This window comes from Saccharothrix carnea (assembly GCF_003014735.1).
GTDB classification, from domain to species: Bacteria; Actinomycetota; Actinomycetes; order Mycobacteriales; family Pseudonocardiaceae; genus Actinosynnema; species Actinosynnema carneum.
Genome location: NZ_PYAX01000005.1, coordinates 389,651 through 408,980, shown reverse-complemented (window position 1 = coordinate 408,980; position 19,330 = coordinate 389,651). Strand labels below are relative to the sequence as shown.

23 protein-coding genes are annotated in these 19,330 nt (G+C 71.0%); 4 read left to right on the top strand and 19 right to left on the bottom strand.

Annotation, left to right across the window (positions count from 1 at the left end):
• Positions 1-387, bottom strand: a complete 387-nt coding sequence (locus B0I31_RS16770) for a hypothetical protein (RefSeq protein ID WP_106616307.1) — start codon at positions 385-387, stop codon at positions 1-3.
• Between the two features lie 172 nt (positions 388-559).
• Between B0I31_RS16770 and B0I31_RS16765 the strand changes: the two genes are divergently transcribed.
• Positions 560-1,807 (top strand): arginine deiminase, encoded by a 1,248-nt coding sequence (locus tag B0I31_RS16765; protein WP_245949978.1) that lies wholly within the window; start codon positions 560-562, stop codon positions 1,805-1,807.
• 106 nt (positions 1,808-1,913) lie between these two features.
• On the top strand, positions 1,914-2,474 hold the full coding sequence (locus tag B0I31_RS16760; protein ID WP_106616306.1) for a ferritin: 561 nt from the start codon (positions 1,914-1,916) through the stop codon (positions 2,472-2,474).
• 75 nt (positions 2,475-2,549) lie between these two features.
• Here B0I31_RS16760 and B0I31_RS16755 read toward each other — a convergent pair whose 3' ends face one another.
• The 7 genes from B0I31_RS16755 to B0I31_RS16720 all read right to left on the bottom strand — a co-directional run bounded on the left by B0I31_RS16755 (position 2,550) and on the right by B0I31_RS16720 (position 7,083).
• Entirely contained in the window at positions 2,550-3,053 is a 504-nt protein-coding gene (locus tag B0I31_RS16755; protein WP_106616305.1) for a hypothetical protein, read from the bottom strand.
• Between the two features lie 38 nt (positions 3,054-3,091).
• A complete protein-coding gene (locus B0I31_RS16750; RefSeq protein WP_181320201.1) occupies positions 3,092-3,691 on the bottom strand; it encodes a hypothetical protein in 600 nt (199 codons plus the stop codon).
• Entirely contained in the window at positions 3,688-4,422 is a 735-nt protein-coding gene (locus tag B0I31_RS16740; protein WP_106616303.1) for a hypothetical protein, read from the bottom strand. Before B0I31_RS16740 ends, B0I31_RS16750 begins: the two co-directional genes overlap by 4 nt.
• The gene (locus tag B0I31_RS16735; RefSeq protein WP_281262300.1) at positions 4,419-4,940 is read right to left on the bottom strand and encodes a SigE family RNA polymerase sigma factor; all 522 of its coding nucleotides are present in this window, start codon (positions 4,938-4,940) and stop codon (positions 4,419-4,421) included. The genes B0I31_RS16740 and B0I31_RS16735 overlap by 4 nt, the downstream gene beginning before the upstream one ends.
• A gap of 85 nt (positions 4,941-5,025) precedes the next feature.
• Positions 5,026-5,349, bottom strand: coding sequence for a DUF952 domain-containing protein (locus B0I31_RS16730; RefSeq protein ID WP_106616302.1), 324 nt, complete (start codon positions 5,347-5,349; stop codon positions 5,026-5,028).
• A 61-nt stretch (positions 5,350-5,410) separates the two neighbouring features.
• Complete coding sequence (locus B0I31_RS16725) at positions 5,411-6,358, bottom strand: DUF5926 family protein (protein WP_106616301.1); 948 nt, start codon at positions 6,356-6,358, stop codon at positions 5,411-5,413.
• A gap of 17 nt (positions 6,359-6,375) precedes the next feature.
• Positions 6,376-7,083 (bottom strand): glycerophosphodiester phosphodiesterase family protein, encoded by a 708-nt coding sequence (locus B0I31_RS16720; RefSeq protein WP_106616300.1) that lies wholly within the window; start codon positions 7,081-7,083, stop codon positions 6,376-6,378.
• A 93-nt stretch (positions 7,084-7,176) separates the two neighbouring features.
• On the opposite strand from B0I31_RS16720, the gene B0I31_RS16715 reads away from it, so the two are divergent.
• Positions 7,177-8,409: a cytochrome P450 gene (locus B0I31_RS16715; protein ID WP_106616299.1), complete on the top strand. Its 1,233-nt coding sequence runs from the start codon at positions 7,177-7,179 to the stop codon at positions 8,407-8,409.
• Here B0I31_RS16715 and B0I31_RS16710 read toward each other — a convergent pair.
• From B0I31_RS16710 to sigJ, 3 genes are all read right to left on the bottom strand, one after another.
• Entirely contained in the window at positions 8,406-9,422 is a 1,017-nt protein-coding gene (locus B0I31_RS16710; RefSeq protein WP_106616298.1) for a glycerophosphodiester phosphodiesterase, read from the bottom strand. The genes B0I31_RS16715 and B0I31_RS16710 overlap by 4 nt on opposite strands.
• A 24-nt stretch (positions 9,423-9,446) precedes the next feature.
• Positions 9,447-9,647: a DUF397 domain-containing protein gene (locus B0I31_RS16705; RefSeq protein ID WP_181320200.1), complete on the bottom strand. Its 201-nt coding sequence runs from the start codon at positions 9,645-9,647 to the stop codon at positions 9,447-9,449.
• Between the two features lie 259 nt (positions 9,648-9,906).
• Positions 9,907-10,809, bottom strand: coding sequence for an RNA polymerase sigma factor SigJ (gene sigJ / locus B0I31_RS16700; protein WP_106616297.1), 903 nt, complete (start codon positions 10,807-10,809; stop codon positions 9,907-9,909).
• Between the two features lie 64 nt (positions 10,810-10,873).
• On the opposite strand from sigJ, the gene B0I31_RS16695 reads away from it, so the two are divergent.
• Positions 10,874-11,641 (top strand): SDR family oxidoreductase, encoded by a 768-nt coding sequence (locus tag B0I31_RS16695; protein ID WP_106616296.1) that lies wholly within the window; start codon positions 10,874-10,876, stop codon positions 11,639-11,641.
• 1 nt (position 11,642) lies between these two features.
• Here the strand turns inward: B0I31_RS16695 and B0I31_RS16690 are convergent, their stop codons facing one another.
• The 8 genes from B0I31_RS16690 to B0I31_RS16655 all read right to left on the bottom strand — a co-directional run bounded on the left by B0I31_RS16690 (position 11,643) and on the right by B0I31_RS16655 (position 19,314).
• A complete protein-coding gene (locus B0I31_RS16690) occupies positions 11,643-12,548 on the bottom strand; it encodes a DUF4328 domain-containing protein (RefSeq protein WP_106616295.1) in 906 nt (301 codons plus the stop codon).
• A gap of 1 nt (position 12,549) precedes the next feature.
• On the bottom strand, positions 12,550-12,888 hold the full coding sequence (locus tag B0I31_RS16685) for a rhodanese-like domain-containing protein (protein WP_106616294.1): 339 nt from the start codon (positions 12,886-12,888) through the stop codon (positions 12,550-12,552).
• A 105-nt stretch (positions 12,889-12,993) separates the two neighbouring features.
• Positions 12,994-14,580 carry a solute symporter family protein gene (locus B0I31_RS16680; protein ID WP_106616293.1) on the bottom strand — a complete coding sequence of 529 codons (1,587 nt, stop codon included), beginning with the start codon at positions 14,578-14,580 and terminating at the stop codon, positions 12,994-12,996.
• Positions 14,577-14,873, bottom strand: coding sequence for a DUF485 domain-containing protein (locus tag B0I31_RS16675; protein WP_425444370.1), 297 nt, complete (start codon positions 14,871-14,873; stop codon positions 14,577-14,579). Before B0I31_RS16675 ends, B0I31_RS16680 begins: the two co-directional genes overlap by 4 nt.
• A gap of 425 nt (positions 14,874-15,298) precedes the next feature.
• Complete coding sequence (locus tag B0I31_RS16670) at positions 15,299-17,068, bottom strand: sodium/solute symporter (RefSeq protein ID WP_425444369.1); 1,770 nt, start codon at positions 17,066-17,068, stop codon at positions 15,299-15,301.
• A gap of 35 nt (positions 17,069-17,103) precedes the next feature.
• A complete protein-coding gene (locus B0I31_RS16665; RefSeq protein ID WP_106616290.1) occupies positions 17,104-17,544 on the bottom strand; it encodes a hypothetical protein in 441 nt (146 codons plus the stop codon).
• A complete protein-coding gene (locus B0I31_RS16660; RefSeq protein ID WP_106616289.1) occupies positions 17,541-18,386 on the bottom strand; it encodes a LytR/AlgR family response regulator transcription factor in 846 nt (281 codons plus the stop codon). The genes B0I31_RS16665 and B0I31_RS16660 overlap by 4 nt, the downstream gene beginning before the upstream one ends.
• Before the next feature lie 61 nt (positions 18,387-18,447).
• A complete protein-coding gene (locus B0I31_RS16655) occupies positions 18,448-19,314 on the bottom strand; it encodes a S49 family peptidase (protein ID WP_106616288.1) in 867 nt (288 codons plus the stop codon).
• Between the last annotated feature and the right edge of the window lie 16 nt (positions 19,315-19,330).

The window sequence follows — 19,330 nt, the reverse complement described above, 5'->3', positions numbered from 1 at the left end:
TCACCCCTCGCTCTCGTGCTCGCGCAGCCACGCCTCCAGCAGCGCCTTCTGCGAGCGGGCGTCCACGCCCTCGACGGTGATCTCGTCGTCACCGTTCTTGATCGTCACCTTGCGGGCGCCGCCGCGCTGCACGAACGAGGCGACCACGGACGCGACGGCGCCGGCCACCGCGGCGGGCAGCGCGCCGTTGAGGACGAGTTCGGCGATGGTCGCGCCGGTGCCGCTCTTCGAGCCCTCCGGTGACGCGGCCTGCGCGGGCCGTGCGTCGACCCGCGCGCCCCTGACCAGCTCTTGGAGCAACTGGCCGGTCGCCGAAGCGGTGTTGTCGGGCGCGTCGATGAACAAGTGGAAGTCCGCCACTGATCCTCCCCGGTAGAACACGATCATCCCGCAACCACCTCGACTGACCGGCAGTCCACCTCACAACGCAACACTTCACGCGTCCAAGTACCCGATGACACAACGAATCGCCATTCCAAGGCGGTCATACGATCGAGTTTCGCTGGAACGGGCCGCTCAGAGCTGCTGATCCGACCGACCTCGGGTTACCCTCGGTGGCGTGACTGCGCACATCGCCCAGACCGCGTCCACCGACGGCGAGCCGGCAGCGGCGCCCCGCGTCGACAGCGAAGTCGGCCCCCTGCGCACGGTGCTGCTGCACCGTCCCGGCGCCGAGCTCAAGCGGCTCACCCCGCGCAACAACGACCAGTTGCTGTTCGACGGCGTGCCGTGGGTCGACCGAGCCCAGGAGGAGCACGACGCGTTCGCCGAACTGCTGCGCGGGCGCGGTGTCGAGGTGCTGCTGCTGGCGGACCTGCTGGTCGACGCGCTGCACGACGACCGGGCGCGGATCGCGGGCATCCACAGCGCGGTCAACGAGCGGCGGCTGGGCATCGACCTGGCCGACGCGCTGCGCTCGCACCTGGCCTCGATCAGCCCCGACCAGCTGGCCACCGCGCTGATGACCGGCATGACGTTCGAGGAGCTGCCCGCGGCCGAGGGCGCGTCGCTGGTGCGCAAGATGCACCACCCGATCGACTTCGCGGTCGACCCGCTGCCGAACCTGCTGTTCACCCGCGACTCGTCGGTGTGGGTGGGCGACCGGGTCGCGATCACGTCGCTGGCGCTGCCCGCGCGCGACCGGGAGACCGCGCTGACCGACCTGATCTACGCCTACCACCCGCGGTTCCGCAAGACCGGCCGCGCCTACGGGGCGCACTCCGCGCCGGTCGAAGGCGGTGACGTGCTGCTGCTCGCGCCGGGTGTGCTGGCGATCGGCGTGGGCGAGCGGACCACGCCGGCGGGCGCCGAGTCGTTCGCCCGGTCCGCGCTGGCGGACGGCCTGGCGCACACCGTGCTGGCGGTGCCGATCACGCAGGAGCGGGCGACCATGCACCTGGACACGGTGTGCACGATGGTCGACCGGGACGCCGTGGTGATGTACCCGGCGGTGCGGGACAACCTGTTCGCCTACCCCGTGCGGTCCGATGGCGCGGGCGGTGTCGCGGTCGACGACCGGCGGCCGTTCCTGGAGGCGGCGGCCGACGCGATGGGCATCGACCGGCTGCGCGTGATCGACACCGGGCTGGACCCGGTCACCGCGGAACGCGAGCAGTGGGACGACGGCAACAACACGCTCGCCGTGGGGCCGGGCCTGGTGGTGGCCTACGAGCGGAACGTGGAGACGAACGCGCGACTGGAGGACGCGGGCGTCGAGGTGATCCGGATCAGCGGTTCCGAACTGGGCTCCGGCCGCGGCGGGCCGCGCTGCATGTCCTGCCCGATCGACCGCGCACCCCTGGTCTGAATGGACCCGGAAAGGGTTGCCTAAGCTTTCTTCGGCAACCCTTTCCTAAGCTTAGCAAGCCTTACCTGCAATGCATTGAAACCACACTATCGGGTATTCTTCGAGCATGGCTGTCAACTTGAAGAAGATTACCGGCGCGCGTTCCTCGAAGTTCCACGGCCTGCTCCAGGAGCAGGTGCGCAACGAGTTCACGGCCTCGCAGCAGTACGTGGCCATCGCGGTCTGGTTCGACGCCAACGACCTGCCGCGCCTCGCGTCGCACTTCTACAAGCAGGCGTTGGAAGAGCGCAACCACGCGATGATGATCGTGCAGTACCTGATGGACAACGGACTGCCGGTGGCCATTCCCGGTGTGGACGACGTGCGCAACGACTTCACCGCGCCGCGGGAGCCGGTCGCGCTCGCGCTGGAGCAGGAGAAGAAGGTCACCGAGCAGATCGTGGCGCTCGCGAAGACCGCGCGTGACGAAGGCGACTACATCGGCGAGCAGTTCCTCCAGTGGTTCCTCAAGGAACAGGTGGAGGAGGTCGCGTCGATGAGCACGCTGCTCACCGTGATCGACCGCGCGGACGGCAACCTGTTCCACGTGGAGAACTTCCTGACCCGCGAGACCGTGGGCGAGGACGCCGACGGCGGCGCGCCCCGGGCCGCGGGCGGCAGCCTGTAACCCGACCCGCTGACAGCGAACGACGCCCGTCACCTCCCCCGGTGGCGGGCGTCGCGGCGTGCACGGGTCGGGCGCTCAGGTCAGGCAGCCCCGGTCGGCCCGCACCAGGCCGATGCCGGTGAGCGTGTCGCCCGCGTTCTCGAAGAAGAACTTGTAGCCGGTCTCGGCGTCCAGCGGCCGGACGAAGCCGTGCGGGTACTGCTCCACGCCCGGGTAGACCTCGTGCATTCGGGCCCGCGAATCACCGATGCGCAGGCCCTCCGGGGTGCCGGCACCCCCGTCGACCCGGATCTCCACCGCCACGCCGTCCTGGATCCCGACCCAGCCCCGCGCGGCCTTCAACTCGCGGATCGTGCACGAGAACTCCGCGGTGGTGATGTCGCCGCCGATCTCGCCGGTCGCCTCCAGCTCGGCCGCCGTCATGCCCAGCCGCACCGCGCCGATGCCGCGGGCGTCGAGCACGGCCGTGCCGTCCACCCCGGACGTCGCGCTGACGTCCGCGGCGGGCGGCACGGCCCGCGGTGCGGGCGACTCGCAGGCGGTGAGCAGCAGGAGGACCGCCAGCACGACCGGCTTCATCGGTCCATCCTCCCCCACGCCCCCACCGGCGGCCGAGGTCAGTTGAAGCAGGCCTGACCCCGGCGCGTGAGCGACGTGTGGCCGTGGAAGAAGTACCTCACGTTGTCGTTCACCCACGCGGTGAAGCCGTTCGGCCCGGCCTCACCACTCGGGTAGGTCTTCGTCAGTCGCGGGTCGGCCGGGCTGATCTCGACCGGCAGGCCCTCGGTGGTCTTGGCGCCGGACTTCACGGTGATCGCCATGACGCCCTGGCCGTCCTGGATCCAGGCGTAGCCGTTGTCGGACTTCAGCGGGTACATGTCGCACTGCGCGCTCATCCGCAGCGTCGGCTCTCCGACCAGGCCGGTCGCCACGAGCTGCTCGCGGGTCATGCCGAGCTTGATCGCGCCGAACCCGGTGTGGCTGAGCACCGGCGTCGCGTCCACCACCACGGTCTCCTGCACGGTGCTCGTCACCGTCGACTGCACCGTGACGGTGCTCGGCGCGACGGCCGACGTGCCGGACGGGCTGGACGGGCTGGACGGGCTCGTCGTCGTGGTCGTCGCGGACGACGCCGTGCCGATCGACGCGTCCGGTTCGGACGTGCACCCCACCAGCGCCAGACCCGCCACCGCCAACACCACACCCATGACCTTCATCGCTGTTCCCCCTGGTCCCAGCAGTCGGCGGTGAGCCGCTGCATCCTGATCTCGACGACCTTCTCGGCCTCGAGCACGAACACGTACTTCCAGCCGACGTCCCCCGCCATGGGCACGTCGTAGAACCCCGGGCGGTGCTGCTCCCCCGCCGGGTACTTCTCCGCCAGCTGCGCCACCGTCGACCCGACGCCGACCCCCGTCGACGTCTTGCCGTCCGATGGCAACTTGATCCGCACGACACCCTGGCCACGGGCCACGAGCACGGCGTTCACCGTGCCGGGGTCACCCGTCCAGTTGAACGCGACGCACTCGCCGCCCGGCGCCGCGGTCACCAGTCCGGTGGCCGCCACCTCCTGCTCGGTCATGCCGAACTTCACCGGGCCGTACCCCACGTTCGGCCGCTGCGGTCCCTGCGTCACGGTCACGACGACCGTCTCCACCACGGTGCTCGGCGCCGCCGTCACCGTCACCGGACCTGCCGGTGCCGTGGTCGCGGTGGTGGTCGGCAGCACGGCCGGGTCCACGGGCGGCAGGCTCAACGAGCCGCTCAGCGCGGTCACACCCCACCCGCTCGCCACCAGGGCGATCGCCGTGACCGCGCCCACCACCGCGGTCCGCCGGCGCCGCACCCGGCGCGCCCCCGCCACGACCACCTCGGTCGCGTCCGGCCTGGCCACCACGTCCAACCGGTCGTCCTGCAGCAACCGGCCCAGCTCCTCCTCGATGTTCACCCCGACTCCCCCAGTCGTGCGCGCAAGGTCGCCATCGCCTTGCTGTTCTGGCTCTTGACCGTGCCCGCGGACACGCCGAGGGTGTGCGCGATCTCGGCCTCGGACAGGCCGTCGTAGAAGCGCAGCACCACCACGGCGCGCTGACGCGGCGGCAGCGCTCGCAACGCCTGCCACAGCGGCTCGTGCTCCAGCCGGTCGTGGGCCGCCGCGGCGACCGCGTCCGGGAACTCCGCCACCAGGTCCTCGCGCCGCCGCCGGCGCCACCGGCTGGTGTTGGCGTTGGCCATGGACCGCCGCACGTACGCCAAGGGCTCGCCCTTGCGCAGCACCGCCGACCACCGCGCGCCGACCTTCTCCAGCACCGACTGCACCAGGTCGCCCGCGTCGTGCGGGTTGCCGGTCAACGCGTGCCCGTAGCGCAGCAGCCCCGGCAACGACATCCGCACGAAGTCGGCGAAGTCGGCCGTCGTCCCCCCACCCCGATCGGTGGCTCTCTCCCCCGGCAAGACCGCGGTCACCTCGAAACCCCCTCCGGCGGTGGCCCCTCAGCCACCGTCGGAGAGGACACGCTCGAAGGGGGTGGTCGGTTGCCTCAGACCGAGGTCACAAAACGGGCAACGGCCGGAACGCGCCATCGGCGTCCGGGGTGAACTCGTGCACGGCCACCACCGCGTCGGCCGGGATCGGCCCGTAGACGTGCGGGAACCACGGGCCGTCCTCGGTCTCGCCCGGCTCCCACAGCACCGGCAGGCCCTCCGGGTCGATCACCAGCAGCACGAGGTCGTGCCGGCCGGCGTACAGGCGGTTGGCGGGCAGGTGCACCGTGCCCGGGTCCGAGCAGTGCACGAAACCGTCGGGGTCGAGCGGGATCGCGCCGTCCTCGCGGGCACGCCGCCAGTCGGCCTTCGGGCTGATCCGCAGGATCACTCCGCCTCCTCACTTGTCCACAGGTACCTGTGGACAAAGCTGGGGATACCTGTGGACAGGTTCAGCGCAGGGTGATCTGCCGCCCGCGCAGACCGTCCCGCGCCCGCCGCTCCTGCTCGGTGAGCGGTTCGGCGTCGAGGCTGGTCAGGGCGTCCCGCAAACGCTTGCCCAACGCCTCGGCGCCCGGTGCCCACTCACTGGAGTGCAGCTCGCGGTCCAGGTCCCAGACGGGGACGAGCAGGCCGTGCGCGCGGAACGACCCGGCGTACCGGGAACCCTCGCCCAGGTCCAGCTCGCCGCGCACGGACAGCCGGGCGAGCGCCGCGAGCAGCGTCTCCTCCGGCTCGGGGCGGACCCAGCGCAGGTGCGCCTTGTCGCCCGCGTCGACCCAGTAGGCGGCGTCCACACCGGGCGCGTCGAGGCGCTCGGTGGGCAGGATCGCGGCGTTGGCGCGCTCCAGGGACAGCGCCACCTCGCCGGCCGGCTCGTTGTCCGGCGGCAGCCACCACGCGAAGTCGGGGTGCAGCTCGGGGCTCAACGCGGCCTCGGGGTCGAGCAGGTCCTGCAACCGGCCGGGGTTCGAGCCGTCGTCCGGGCCGACGACCGCGAGGGCGTCACCAATCTTGGCGGTCAGCGCCCACTGGACGGCACGGGCCAGGTCGCGGCTGAGGTCGCCGGACCGGGTCTGCACCTGCAGGCCGACGAACGCGGTGCCGTCCGCCCGCACCAGGCCCGCCGCCGCCATCGGCAGCACGGTCGCCAGCACGATCTCGCGCCCGGAGCCGTCCTTGAGGGGCAGCTTCACCGTCGCCGAGGGCACGAACTCGCGCAGCGCGATCAGCTCCGCCTCGGCGGCCAGGCCCTGGAACGGCCGGGAGACGATCACGTCCGCCGCGCCGCCCGCCGAGCCGTGGCACGCCTTGTAGCGCTTGCCGGAGCCGCACGGGCACGGCTGCCGCGGGTTGACGCCGTCCGCCGGCTTGTTCTTCACGGCCGTCCGCTTCGCCACCGCGCGCCTCCTCGTTCTCAGGGCTGGTCGGGCGTCAAGTTATCCGCAAGGTGCTCGCGCGTCTCCTCCGGGTTGTTGGTGGCGAGGAACCGCACGCCCCGCTCCCGGCACAACGCGATGTCGACCGGGTCGTCCACCGTCCACACGTAGGCACCCTCACCCCTGCCCGGGTGACGCCTGAGCAGGTGAACTCCCGGTCCGGCGTAGTCCACGAAGTGGGGTTTCGTCGTCGGCCACAGCCGGTCGTAGAGCAGCACCGTGGGCACCTCGGGCTTGAGCTTCTTGAACCGGTGCACGGCGAAGACGGAGAACGACATCATCACCACGTCGACCCGGTGCCCGCCCAGCGCCTCGGCGAGCCTGCGCTCGACCCGGCCGCCGTGCCGGACCGGGTGCTTGGTCTCGACGAACAGCCGCTTGCCGTGGTCGGCGGCGAGCCCGAGCAGGACGTCCAGCGTCAGCACCTCGGCCGGCTCGCCGCCGTGCCAGCTGCCGAAGTCGTGCCGGCGCAGCTCGTCCAGCGTCATCGCGCCGACCACCCCGGTGCCGCCGCTGGTGCGGTCGATCGTGCGGTCGTGCACGCACACCAGGTGCTCGTCCCTGGTGAGCCGCACGTCGCATTCCAGCCCGTCCGCGCCCTGCCGCAGGGCCAGCTCGTAGGCGGCGAGGGTGTGCTCGGGGCGGTGGGTGGACGCACCCCGGTGGGCGACGACTTCAGGTGACACGACCAGGGATGCTCCTGGTGGACCACGCACCGGGTCAACCCGACTACGTGAAGTCACAGGTCCCTGAATATTTGACACAACAACCACACTCGGATGGACGCGAGCCGCGCTCAAGACCTACCGTCCGTCACCGTGACCTCCTTCGACCAGCACGATCCGGCTTTCATCGCCGATCCGTACACCGCGTTCGCCGCGATGCGCGCGCAGGGCGGGGTGCACTGGCACGAGGAGATGGGCGTCGCGGTCGCCGTGTCGCACGCGGCGGCGTCGGCCGTGCTCAAGCACCGCTCGCTCGGCCGGATCTGGACCGACGCCAAGCCGGTCGAGCGGTTCACGTCGTTCAACCTGCTGCACCGCAACTCGCTGCTGGAGAACGAGCCGCCCACGCACAGCAGGCTGCGCAGGCTGGTGGCCGCCGCGTTCGGCCGGGGGCACGTGGAACGCCTGCGGCCGTGGATCGCGGAGCTGGCCGACCGGCTGGTGGACGAGCTGGTCGCCAAGATCGCCTCGGAGGGGCAGGCCGACCTGCTGTCCCACGTGGCCGCGCCGCTGCCGGTCGAGGTGATCGCCGAACTGCTGGGCGTGCCCGCCCAAGACCGCGCGCTGCTGCAGCCGTGGTCCAACGCCATCGTGAAGATGTACGAGTACGACCTGGCCGAGGACAAGCAGGCGGCTGCCGAGCACGCGTCGACCGAGTTCGTCGCCTACCTGCGTGACCTGATCGCGCTGCGGCGCGCGTCACCCGGTGACGACCTGGTGTCCGACCTGGTGGCGGTCACCGACACCGATGGCGCGAAGCTCACCGAGGACGAGCTGGTGGCGACCGCCGTGCTGCTGCTCATGGCCGGGCACGAAGCCACGGTCAACGTCATCGGCAACGGCGTCCAAGCGCTCATGAACCACCCGCACGAGTGGCGCCGCCTGGTGAACGACCACTCTCTGCTGCCCACGGCGGTGGAAGAGCTGATCCGCTACGACTCGCCGCTGCAACTGTTCGAACGCACCGCCACCGCGCCCGTCACCATCGCCGGGTTCGAGGTGGAGCCGGGTCGGAAGATCGCCGCGCTGCTGGGTGCGGCGGCCCGCGACCCCGAGGTCTTCACCGACCCGGACAGGTTCGACATCACCCGCAACCCCAACCCGCACCTCGGTTTCGGCATGGGCATCCACTACTGCCTGGGCGCCCCACTGGCCCGCATCGAGGTCCAGGCCGCCCTGTCCTCCCTGGCCCGCAAGCTCCCGAACGCCACCCTGGCCGCCACCCCCCGCCGCCGCGCCGAGTTCGTCATCCGGGGCCTGCACGACCTGCCGCTGACGTCCGACTAGCGCTTGCGCGTGTACTTCTTCGGCAGCTTGAAGCCGCGTTCGGCCATCACCGTGCGCAGGCGGTCCGGGTAGTCGGTGATGATGCCGTCCACGCCGTCGTCGATCAGCTTGTGCATGGTGGCCGGGTCGTTGATCGTCCACGGGACGACCTTCAGGCCGTGCGCGTGCGCCTCGTCCACCAGGGCCTTCGTGGTGAACGGGACGTAGTCGGGGTCGCCCACCTTGCCGTTCTGCGGGTTGCCGTGGACCGGGGAGAGGGCGGAGGCGCCGAAGCTCTTCACCGCCTTGACCACGCTGCCGCCGAAGTCGGCCAGGTCCAGGCCGCCCGTCCACGGCGAGCCGGGGCGCAGGAACTCCGGCTGGGTCAGCGCGACCAGCGGCAGGCGCGGCTCGGCCTGGCGCCACAGCATCAGCGTGCCCCAGTCGAACGACTGGATGGTGACGTTGCGGAAGAAGCCGGACTTGCGGATCTCGCGGGCGGTGACCTCGACGAACTGCTCGCGCGGCGCGGTCTCGTGCGGCGCGGCGGCCTCGACCTTGGTCTCGATGTTGAACTTCACGTGGAACGCGCGGTAGTCGCGGGCGAGGGCGAACACCTCGGCCAGCGTCGGCATCCTCGCGCCGGGCGACAGCTCCTGGTCCGGGTACTGCGACCAGCGCCGCGAACCGCAGTCCAGCGTGCGGACCTGCGCGAACGTCAGGTCCTTCACGTACTTGCCCGCGTACGGGTACGCCGGGTCACCGGGGAACGCGGGTGCGGTGTCGACGCACTTGTTCGGGTTCGTCCTGCGGTCGTGGGTGACGACCTCCCGGCCGTCCTTGGTGATCTGGACGTCCAGCTCCAGCGTCGTGACGCCCAGTTCGAGCGCCTTGCCGAACGCCGCCAACGTGCTCTCGACCGTCAGCCCGATGCCACCCCGGTGGGCCTGGAGGTCGAACTTCTTCCCGCTGTCGGCGTTCGCCACACCGGAGCCGAGCAGGGTGAGGACCAGTGCCGCCGCAAGTACCCGCATGGGGCCACGGTGGCACGCGACCGGTCAGGAGCCCAAGTGCCGGAGGAAGAACGACCACTGAACAGCGGGGAACGCCGGCGTTGCGGCACCCGGGTTCTTCGAGTCCCGAACGGCGACGGCGGACTCGGTGAACGCCACCTCGACGCAGTTGGTGTTGCCGGCGCCACCACTTCGGCTGCTCTTGCGCCACACGGCACCAGAAAGGTCCACTGTGGACACAGCCATCGCCTCTTTCACCCCGCCAGATCCCGCTCGACCAGCGCGATCGACTCATCGGGGACCCAGCGCTTGGGAAGTCAGGTGTTCGAACACGAGTTCAGCTTCCCGGAGCCCTCGTTCATCCTCGATATGCACCGCACCCGACCGCACCCGGATCTTCGCCTGGGGCATGGAGATCATCGAGGAGGACCGCACGGACGCGATCGTCTACCGGCGCGATCCCGACACCGGCCGGACGTTCATCGGCCGGCACGTCTCGGCCGAGTCAGCTCTCAAGCGGTACGGCCGGCGCGTCCCCCTCGCGCTCGTGTGGGAGTACGAGGACGTCCTGGAGGCGCTCGGAGTCGGCCAGGACGTCGATGGCGACGATCCGCCCGCCGCTGACGGTGAACGCCATGACCGACAGCGGCCGTCCGTTGGCCACGACGACGACCCCGGCGGCGCCGTTGACCAGGGCCGGGCGGGCGAACGGGGACAGGCGGCCGAACGTGACCGCCTGGCCGGCCACCGTGCGCGCGCCGGTGTAGGTGACGGTGAAGCGTGAGGCTGCGCCGGCGTCCGAGCGGAGCACCACGTCCGGGTCGAGCACGGCGACCAGGGCGTCGAGGTCACCGTCACGGGCGGCGGCGAAGAACGCGTTGACCACGTCGCGTTGCCGGGCCAGGTCCGGGTCCGGGGTCGGGACCTGCCCCTGCACGCGGCGGCGGGCGCGGCTGGCGAGCTGCCTGGTCGCCGCGACCGACTTCTCGATCAGCGCGGCGACCTGGTCGAACGGGACGGCGAACAGGTCGTGCAGCACGAACGCGACGCGTTCGGCGGGCGTGAGGGTGTCCAGCACGACCAGCATCGCCAGGCCTACGGAGTCGGCGAGCACCGCCTCGTGCTCGGGGTCGGTGCCGTCGTCGTAGCCGACGACCGGGTCGGGCAGGTGCACGCCGAACTCCTCGCGCCGCTGCTCACGTGAGCGCAGGACGTTCAGGCAGAGGCGGGCGACGACGGTGGTCAGCCAGGCGCCCAGGTTCTCCACCTCGTCGGTGTCGGCGCGGTGCAGCCGGAGCCAGGCCTCCTGCACGGCGTCCTCCGCCTCGGCCACCGAGCCGAGCATCCGGTACGCCACCGCGCGCAGGCGGGGCCGGTGCTCCTCGAACCGCTCGGTGAGCTCGTCCACTTGTCACGTTCCTTCCGCGCCGCGGGTCGTAGTGGCAGACCCATCGACCCGTTCGGAGGACACAATGGCATTCATCCTGGTCACGGGCGGTACCGGCACCCTGGGCCGCCTCGTCACGCCGCTGCTGTCGGACGCCGGTCACCCGGTGCGGGTGCTCAGCCGGCGCGGCGGGACGTCGGCGGGCGGCGTCGAGCACGTGGTCGGCGACCTGAGCACGGGCGAGGGCGTCGAGGCGGCCGTCGAGGGCGCGGAGGTCGTGCTGCACCTGGCCGGCGGCCCGAAGGGAGACGCGGCGGCGACGGAACGGCTGGTGCGGGCGGCCGTGGCCGTTGGTGTGCGGCACTTCGTCCACATCTCGGCGATCGGCGTGGACCGGATGCCGCCGGCCTGGTTCTCGGAGAAGCTCGGCGCTGAACGCGCGGTGGCGGAGTCAGGGCTGCCATGGACGACTTTGCGGGCCGCCCAGTTCCACGACCTGGTCCTGACGGTGGTGGGGAAGATGGCCAGGCTGCCGGTCGTGCCGGTGCCCGGTGGATTGCGGTTCGAGCCGGTGGACGCCCGCGACGTGGCCGAACGCCTGGTGGGGCTGACGCTCGGCGAACCGGCCGGCCTGGTGCCCGACCTGGCGGGCCCCGAGGTCCACGGCCTGGGCGAGCTGGTGCGGAGCTACCTGGCGGCACACGACAAGCGCCGCCCCGCGCTGCCGATCCGGATGCCCGGCAAAGCCGGCCGCGCCTACCGCGCGGGCGACAACCTGGCGGGCCCGCAAGCCACGAGGGGCACGCGGACCTGGGAAGACTTCCTCGCCGAACGCGTACCGGCGAACCGATGAGTCAGCGGCGGGAGCCTGAGGCGCGCACCGGGCGCAGGACCGGGGTCGGGGCGTCCTTCACGTCGACGACCCTCATCCGGCGGATGGCGCCCGCGTCCACCGGGAGCAGGAGCGTGGTGATGTGGCGGACCACCACGGCGGTCACTATCGCCACGGCGGCGGCCAGCAGGTCGGCCACCGCGTGGAACAGCACGCCGTCCGCCATCGCCTGCACGCTGTCGCGCAGCCCCCAGACCAGGGTGAACGCCACGAACAGGCTGGTGCCCGCCCACAGGCCCCACCACCAGCGGACCAGCTTGGACGGGGATGGCCGGGCGGTGGCCGGTTCGCGCAGCGCGGCGTGCTCCAACTCCGCCAGGACCGAGCCGGGGACCACCAGGTTCACGCCCGGCACCACCAGGCCGACCAGCACCTCCCGGTCGGACCTCGACGGCCCGTAGCCCGCCTCCGCGGCGGCGGCGTTGCGGGCCCGGCGCAGCCACAGCAGGGTGAACACCAGGGCGACCACGGACGCCACGAACGTCACCACCGACGACGACACGACCATCGCGTCCGACACGCCGACCGTGGTCTCCGACATCGCGCCGTACCGGCTGAGCAGCAACAACACGTAACGCCAGATCTCACTGCCCGCGGCCCACACCGCGGTCAACGCGGCCAGGCCGAGGGCGTGCGACGCCGTCCGCGCCAACCGCTGCACCTGGTCGACGGTGTCGGCCGGCCGGTCGTCGTCCGTGGCCACGGACGTGGGCCAGCGCCACGCCAGCAGCGGGAAGCCCCAGCGCGGTGGCACCGGGTACGACGGCGGGCCGGTGTAGGCCCGGCGCGGCGCACCCTGGCGACGGTGCGGGTAGGCGCCGGGTGGCGGGGTCGCCACCCAGTCCACGCGCAGCGGTCGCAGTGCCATGTCAGATGACCTCGGGCTCCGCGCCGTCGACCTCACCGACCAGCGGGCGACCCGACGCGGCCCACACCTGCATGCCGCCGTCGACGTTGGTCGCCTCCCAGCCGTTGGCGTTGAGGTACTGGGTGACCCGCGCGGAACGGCCACCGGCGCGGCACACCACGTAGAACTCGGAGTCGCCCGGCAGCTCTTCGAGCCTGCCCGCCAGCTCGCTCATCGGGATGTGCAACGCACCGGGCGCGTGGCCGGCCTGCCACTCGTCGGCCTCGCGCACGTCGAGCAGGACCTTGCCCTCCGGCAGCTCGGCCGGCACCTCGGACACTTCAACGCTGGGAACGGTCACGGGTCCATGCTGCCACGGCGCTTATAAACCGGGGATAAGGAGCACGCCGGCCGTCTTCCCCGAAAGGATGACGGCCGGCGCGGTGTCCAGCGGGAACGGCGGCGACTAGTGGACGGTCGCCTTCTCGGCGCCGACGCCGGTGAGGGCGCGCACCTCCATCTCCGCGTACTTGGCCTTGTCGTTCTCCTTCGACAGCACGGTGCCGAGGTAGCCGAGCAGGAACGCCACCGGGATCGACACGATGCCCGGGTTCGACAGCGGGAACAGCGCGAAGTCGACGTTCTTGAACATCGAGGTCGGCTTGCCCGACACCGCCGGCGACAGCACGATCAGCGTGATCGTCACCACCAGACCGCCGTAGATGCTCCACAGCGCGCCGGAGGTGTTGAACCGCTTCCAGAACAGCGAGTACAGGATGGTCGGCAGGTTCGCCGACGCCGCCACCGCGAACGCCAGCGCCACCAGGAACGCGATGTTCTGGCCGTTGGCCGCGATACCGCCGAGGATCGACACGATGCCGATCACGATGGCCGTGCGCCGCGCCACCTTCACCTCGGCGTCCTTGTCCTCCGCCTCACCCTTCTTGATGATGTTGGCGTAGATGTCGTGCGCGAACGACGCCGACGCGGTGATCGTCAGACCCGCCACCACGGCGAGGATCGTGGCGAACGCGACCGCCGCGATCAGGCCCAGCAGCAGCGGACCACCGAGCGCCTCGGCGAGCAGCGGAGCCGCCGAGTTGGCCCCACCCGGAGCCGCCCTGATCTTGTCCGGACCCACCAACGCCGCCGCGCCGTAGCCCAGGACCAGCGTGAACAGGTAGAACAGGCCGATCAGCCAGATCGCCCAGACCACCGAGCGGCGGGCTTCCTTCGCGGTCGGCACGGTGTAGAAGCGCATCAGGATGTGCGGCAGACCGGCCGTGCCGAGCACCAGCGCGAGGGCCAGCGACAGGAAGTCCAGCTTCGACGTGCCGGTGGCGCCGTACTGCAGGCCCGGGCCGAGCAGCTTCTCGCCGGCCTTCGGCGCGTTCTCCACGGCCGAGCCGAGCAGGCTGGACAGGTTCAGGCCGAACTTGGCCAGCACCCACAGCGTCATCACGCCGGCGCCGACGATCAGCAGCACGGCCTTGATGATCTGCACCCAGGTGGTGCCCTTCATGCCGCCGATGAGCACGTAGGCGATCATCAGCGCGCCGACCACCGCGATCACGATCGCCTGGCCGAACTTGCCGGTGATGTTGAGCAGCAGGGCGACCAGGCCGCCCGCGCCCGCCATCTGCGCCAGCAGGTAGAAGAACGACACGGCCATGGTCGACGTCGCCGCCGCCGCGCGCACCGGGCGCTGGCGCATGCGGAAGCTCAGCACGTCGCCCATCGTGTACTTGCCGGTGTTCCGCAGCAGCTCGGCGACCAGCAGCAACGCGATCAGCCACGCGACCAGGAAGCCGATCGAGTACAGGAAGCCGTCGTAGCCGTTGAGCGCGATCGCGCCCGCGATGCCGAGGAACGACGCGGCGGACAGGTAGTCGCCCGCGATCGCGACGCCGTTCTGGGGACCGGTGAACGACCGGCCCGCGGCGAGGTAGTCGGCGGCCGTCTTGGTGTTGCGGCTGGCCCGGATGACGACGACCAGGGTGGCGGCGACGAAGATGCCGAAGATGCCGATGTTGAGCAGTGCGTTGCCGTTCACGCCTGCCCCCCTTCGAGCTCGTTGCGGAGCTTCTCCGCCAGGGGGTCGAGTTTCTTGTTCGCGTGGCGCACGTACAGCGTCGTGATGACGAACGTGGACACGAACTGCAGCAGCCCGAGGATCAGGCCGACGTTGATGTTGCCGAAGACCTTCGTCGACATGAACCCGTGGGCGTAGTCGGCGAGCAGGACGTACAGCAGGTACCACGCCAGGAAGAGCCCGGCCATGGGGAAGACGAACGTGCGCAGACGACGCCGCAACTCGCGGAAGTCGGGGGTGTTCTGCACATCCACCCAGTTGTGGTTGCCCTGGGCGTCGGCTGGGGAGTGCTGCTCAGAGGTGCTCACGGTCCCCTCCTCGCGTACTTGACGACGGTGTGAACGGCACGTAAGGCCTCCTGGTGCGTTCCTGATACGCGGTGCACCGTAGGGAGACCTGGCTCACGCCTGAAAGACCTTTCGTGTGACCTTGCGCTCAACAGTCGAGTGATGCGATGAGCGGTAGTAATGCTGAGACGAAGTGCCACTCGGGTGATCGAAGTCACCGATAACCGGATCGGTGTGGTTATCTTCACCTGATTGAGACCTATGCGCACTCTCAGCCACAGGCCATGAGGCCGAACGGGTACCGCGCAGGTCATCGCGGGGACAGCACGTGACGCGAGCTCGTACCCAGGCCTAGCCCACGCCTCGAAGCTCAAACCCGGCTGTGACGCACTTCACAGCTTCCCGGTGGGCGGGGGTCCGCCGTCGCCCCGGCCGCGGTCCGCCGCACCGGCCTTCTCCTCGGCCGTGCCGAACCGCTGCACGTCCCGGTCGCGCATGAAGCCGAGCGGGTCCGGCGCGTGCAGCCGCAGCAGGATCTGGTTCACGTCGTCGGGCTTGCGGCGCGCGGTCAGCCTGCTGATCATCACCATGGTCAGGAACGCCACCGGCACGGTCACCAGTGCCGGCTGCGACAGCACAGACGGCGCCCACTTCCCGGTGTACGAGCTCACCACCGTGATCACCTGCGCGCCGATCACCAGCCCGCCGCCGACGACGAGACCGGCCATCGCGCCGACCCACGTCAGCCCACGCCACCAGATGCCCAACAACAACAACGGGCAGAACGTGGACGCCGCCAACGCGAACGACATCGCCACCGTCAACGACGCGTCCGCCCGCGGCAGCAGCATCGCCAACCCGATCGCCACCGCGCCCGTCAGCACCGTCGCCCACCGGAAGTCGCGCACCTTGCCCGGCAGGATGTCCGTGGACACCACCCCGGCCACCGACACCAGCAGGCCCGACGACGTGGACAGGAACGCCGCGAACGCGCCCGCCGCCACCACCGCGCCCAGCACCTGCCCCAGCAGGTTCGGCTGCATCGTGGCCGGCAGCAGCAGCACCGCCGCGTCCGTCTTCCCCGTCACCAGCAGCTGCGGCAGGTACTGGCGCGAGATGACGCCCAGCACGGTCGGGAAGACGTAGAACAACCCCAGCAGGTACAGCACGTGCAACGCCGTGCGCCGCGCCGCCCGCCCGTCCGGGTTGGTGTAGAACCGCACCAGCACGTGCGGCAGCCCCATCGTGCCCAGGAACGTCGCGAAGATCAGCGAGTACGTCTCGAACAGCCCCGACAGCCCCTCGGTCTGCGGGCGCAGCCAGTCGTGGTTCGACGTCGGCGAACCCTCGACCACCGGCACCGGCGCACCGGCGGGGAACCGCAGCTTGGTGTCCGCGCCCACCTCGTGCAGGCCGGGCGTCCAGTACACCGGGCCGTCCGCGGGCGCGCCGTTCACCACGCCGGTCGCGGACAGCCGCAGCGCCACGTCGACGCGCACCCGCACCGGGTCGACCGTGGTCACCTCGACGTCCTCGGGGAACCGCAGCACACCCGAGGCGTCCACCGGCTGCGCCCCGTTGCCCGGCCCGGCCAGGAACAACGTGAACAGCACGAACGTCGGCGCGGCGATCGCGAACAGCTTGCCCCAGTACTGGAACGCCTGCACCAGCGTGATCGCGCGCATCCCACCGCCGAGCACGTTCACCACCACGATCACGGTCACCGCCGCGCCGCCGAGCCACGCGGGCAGGCCGGTGATCGTGTGCAGCGTCAACCCGGCCGACTGCAGCTGCGGCACCAGGTACAGCACGCCGATGCAGATCACGAAGAACGTGCAGAACTTCCGCAGGTTCGACGGGCCGAGCCGGGCCTCGGCGAAGTCCGGCAGCGTGTAGGCGCCGGACCGCCGCAGCGGCGCGGCCACGAACAGCATCATCGCCAGGTACCCCGCGGTGAAGCCGATCGGGTACCACAGTGCGTCGACGCCGTCCTTGAGCACCAGCCCCGCGACACCCAGGAACGACGCGGCGGACAGGTACTCGCCGGAGATCGCGGCGGCGTTGCGGGTCGCCGGCACGCCGCGGCGGGCCACCAGGAAGTCCGGCGTCGTGTTCGCGCGGCGGGAACCCACGTAGCCCAACGAGAACGTCAGCACCGCCATCACGCCGACGAGCACCAGGCTCCACGGGTTGTCGATCACCGGTCCACCGAACTCACGAAGTCGTGCTCGTGCCGCTCGGCGAGTCTTCGGTACGCGTACCCGACCCCGTAGCAGAGCGGGAACGGCAGCAGCCCCAGCAGCAGCCACGGCAGCCGCACGCCGACGAGCTCGACCTCCGCCACCCACGGCAGCAGGTAGAACACCAGCGGCAGCGACGCCAGCAGCAGCAACGTGCCGCCGCCCAGCGCCAGTCCCGTGCGCAGCTGGGTGCGGATCAGGTCGCGGATCAGCTTCTCGCCGACGCTGGTCTGCTCCTCCAGCTCGATGATCGTGCGCAGCACCCGCCCGCGCCCGCGCGGATCGGCCAGCACGACGCGCCGGCGGCGGTTCTTGCGCGCCGACACCGACAGCCAGGCGTCGCGCTCGGCCGGCTGCGGCTGGTCCGGTTGCCCGGGGGGGCCGGAGTGCTTGGTCATCCCCAACTGCTCTTGGGGGGCCGCACGATCCTCTCCTTCAGCTCACGCGTGTGCCGGCGGCTCACCGGCAGCTCCTTGGCGCCCTCGCCGGAGCCGATCACCACCGCGTACCCGTTCGACGTCATCCTCAGCTCGGTCACCAGCGGCAGCGCCACCAGGTAGGACCGGTGGATGCGGACGAACCCGGCGTTCTCCCAGCGCTCTTCCAGCTGCGCCAACGGGATGCGCACCAGGTGGCTCGCGCCGTCGTTGGTGTGCAGGCGAGCGTAGTCGCCCTGCGCCTCGACGTAGCGGACGGTCGCGCGCGGCACGAGCTTGATGGTGCCACCCAGCTCGACCGGGATCACCTCGTCGTCCTGCGGTTCCGCCGCGGCGGGCTCCGGGGTGGCCGCCGGTGTCGCGGCGACCCGGTCGACGACCCGCGAGATCGCCTTGTTGACCCGGTCGGAGTTGATCGGCTTGGTCACGAAGTCCAGCGCGCCGACCTCGAACGCCACCACGGCCTCCGAGTGCTCGACACCCGTGACGAACACCAACGCCGGCGGCTGGCGGAACGCGCCGAGCACGCGCGCGAGGTCCGTGCCGCTCAACCCGGGCATGTTGATGTCGGCGAACACGGCGTCGACCGGCGGCAGCCCCGCCCGGGTGCGGTCCATCACCTCGACGTCGTAGTCACCCCGGAGGATGCGCAGCGCCTCGGCCGCGTCGAAGGCCGTGAGCACGCGTCGAATGTGCGGGCTGCTCTCGAGCAGGTACTTGATCTCGCTCAGACCGGGTGCCTCGTCGTCCACCGCCAGAACGAGGAGGCCGGTGTTGTCCTGGGTACTCACTGTGCCGCGCATCTTGCCGACCCGGTGGGGTCGCTGTCTACGCCGGTTGCCGGATGGCCACCGGGGCGTGGGGTCACAACCCGAATCGCGACCAGCGCGCCCGCTCTTCCAACGCCGCCAACCCCTCCACCAGGAAGTCGCCCGATCGGGTGGTCGCACCGGCGAGTCCGAGACGGGCCAGCAGGGGGCGGCGGGGCTCCGCGACCGCGATCTCGGCGTCCGGGTAGCGCTTGGCGACGACGCCGCGCAGCGTGCCGAGGCCGTCGACCAGACCCAGCTCGACCGCCTTCGCGCCGGTCCACACCTCGCCGTTGAACAACTCGTCGTCGGTCGCCTTCAGCTTCGCGCCGCGGCGTTCCTTGACCCAGTCGGCGAACTGGTCGTGCAGCTGCGCCTGCAAGCCCTTGAGCCACTCCACGTCCTCGGGCTTCTCCGGGCTGAACGGGTCCAGCCGCACCTTGTTCTCGCCCGCCGTGTGCACGCGCCGCTCGACGCCGTAGCGCTCGATCAGGCCGTTGAGGCCGAAACCCGCGCTGACCACGCCGATCGAGCCGACCAGGGACGTGCCGTGCGCGTAGACCTCGTCGCCCGCGCACGCCAGCCAGTAGCCGCCGGAGGCCGCCAGGTCCTCGCAGAACGCCAGGACGGGCACCTTCTTCTTGGCGGCCAGCTCGCGGATGCGCTCGGAGATCAGCGCGGACTGCGTCGGCGCGCCGCCGGGCGAGTTGATCAGCAGGGCGACCGCGACCAGCCGGTCGTGCTCGAACGCGCGGGTCAGCGCGCTCTCCACGGTCTGCATGCTGATGGTGTTGCGGGCCATCGGCGTCGGCGTCGGCGTGATCACGCCGTGCAGGCGGACGGCGGCCACCACGGGTCCGCGCTCGGTCCGCTCGCTGACGATCTTCGGCAGCCGGGCCGCGATCTTGTCCGTCACGCTCATGGCTTCGACCTTACGT

Coding starts and splice junctions, on each gene's coding strand:
- B0I31_RS16705 (WP_181320200.1), bottom strand. CDS start 9,647: ATGGCTGTGTCCACAGTGGACCTTTCTGGTGCCGTGTGGCGCAAGAGC.
- B0I31_RS16665 (WP_106616290.1), bottom strand. CDS start 17,544: ATGACCAAGCACTCCGGCCCCCCCGGGCAACCGGACCAGCCGCAGCCG.
- B0I31_RS16660 (WP_106616289.1), bottom strand. CDS start 18,386: ATGCGCGGCACAGTGAGTACCCAGGACAACACCGGCCTCCTCGTTCTG.
- B0I31_RS16760 (WP_106616306.1), top strand. CDS start 1,914: ATGGCTGTCAACTTGAAGAAGATTACCGGCGCGCGTTCCTCGAAGTTC.
- B0I31_RS16770 (WP_106616307.1), bottom strand. CDS start 387: ATGATCGTGTTCTACCGGGGAGGATCAGTGGCGGACTTCCACTTGTTC.
- B0I31_RS16690 (WP_106616295.1), bottom strand. CDS start 12,548: ATGGCACTGCGACCGCTGCGCGTGGACTGGGTGGCGACCCCGCCACCC.
- B0I31_RS16710 (WP_106616298.1), bottom strand. CDS start 9,422: ATGCGGGTACTTGCGGCGGCACTGGTCCTCACCCTGCTCGGCTCCGGT.
- B0I31_RS16655 (WP_106616288.1), bottom strand. CDS start 19,314: ATGAGCGTGACGGACAAGATCGCGGCCCGGCTGCCGAAGATCGTCAGC.
- B0I31_RS16750 (WP_181320201.1), bottom strand. CDS start 3,691: ATGAAGGTCATGGGTGTGGTGTTGGCGGTGGCGGGTCTGGCGCTGGTG.
- B0I31_RS16715 (WP_106616299.1), top strand. CDS start 7,177: ATGGACGCGAGCCGCGCTCAAGACCTACCGTCCGTCACCGTGACCTCC.
- B0I31_RS16695 (WP_106616296.1), top strand. CDS start 10,874: ATGGCATTCATCCTGGTCACGGGCGGTACCGGCACCCTGGGCCGCCTC.
- B0I31_RS16670 (WP_425444369.1), bottom strand. CDS start 17,068: ATGGCGGTGCTGACGTTCTCGTTGGGCTACGTGGGTTCCCGCCGCGCG.
- B0I31_RS16755 (WP_106616305.1), bottom strand. CDS start 3,053: ATGAAGCCGGTCGTGCTGGCGGTCCTCCTGCTGCTCACCGCCTGCGAG.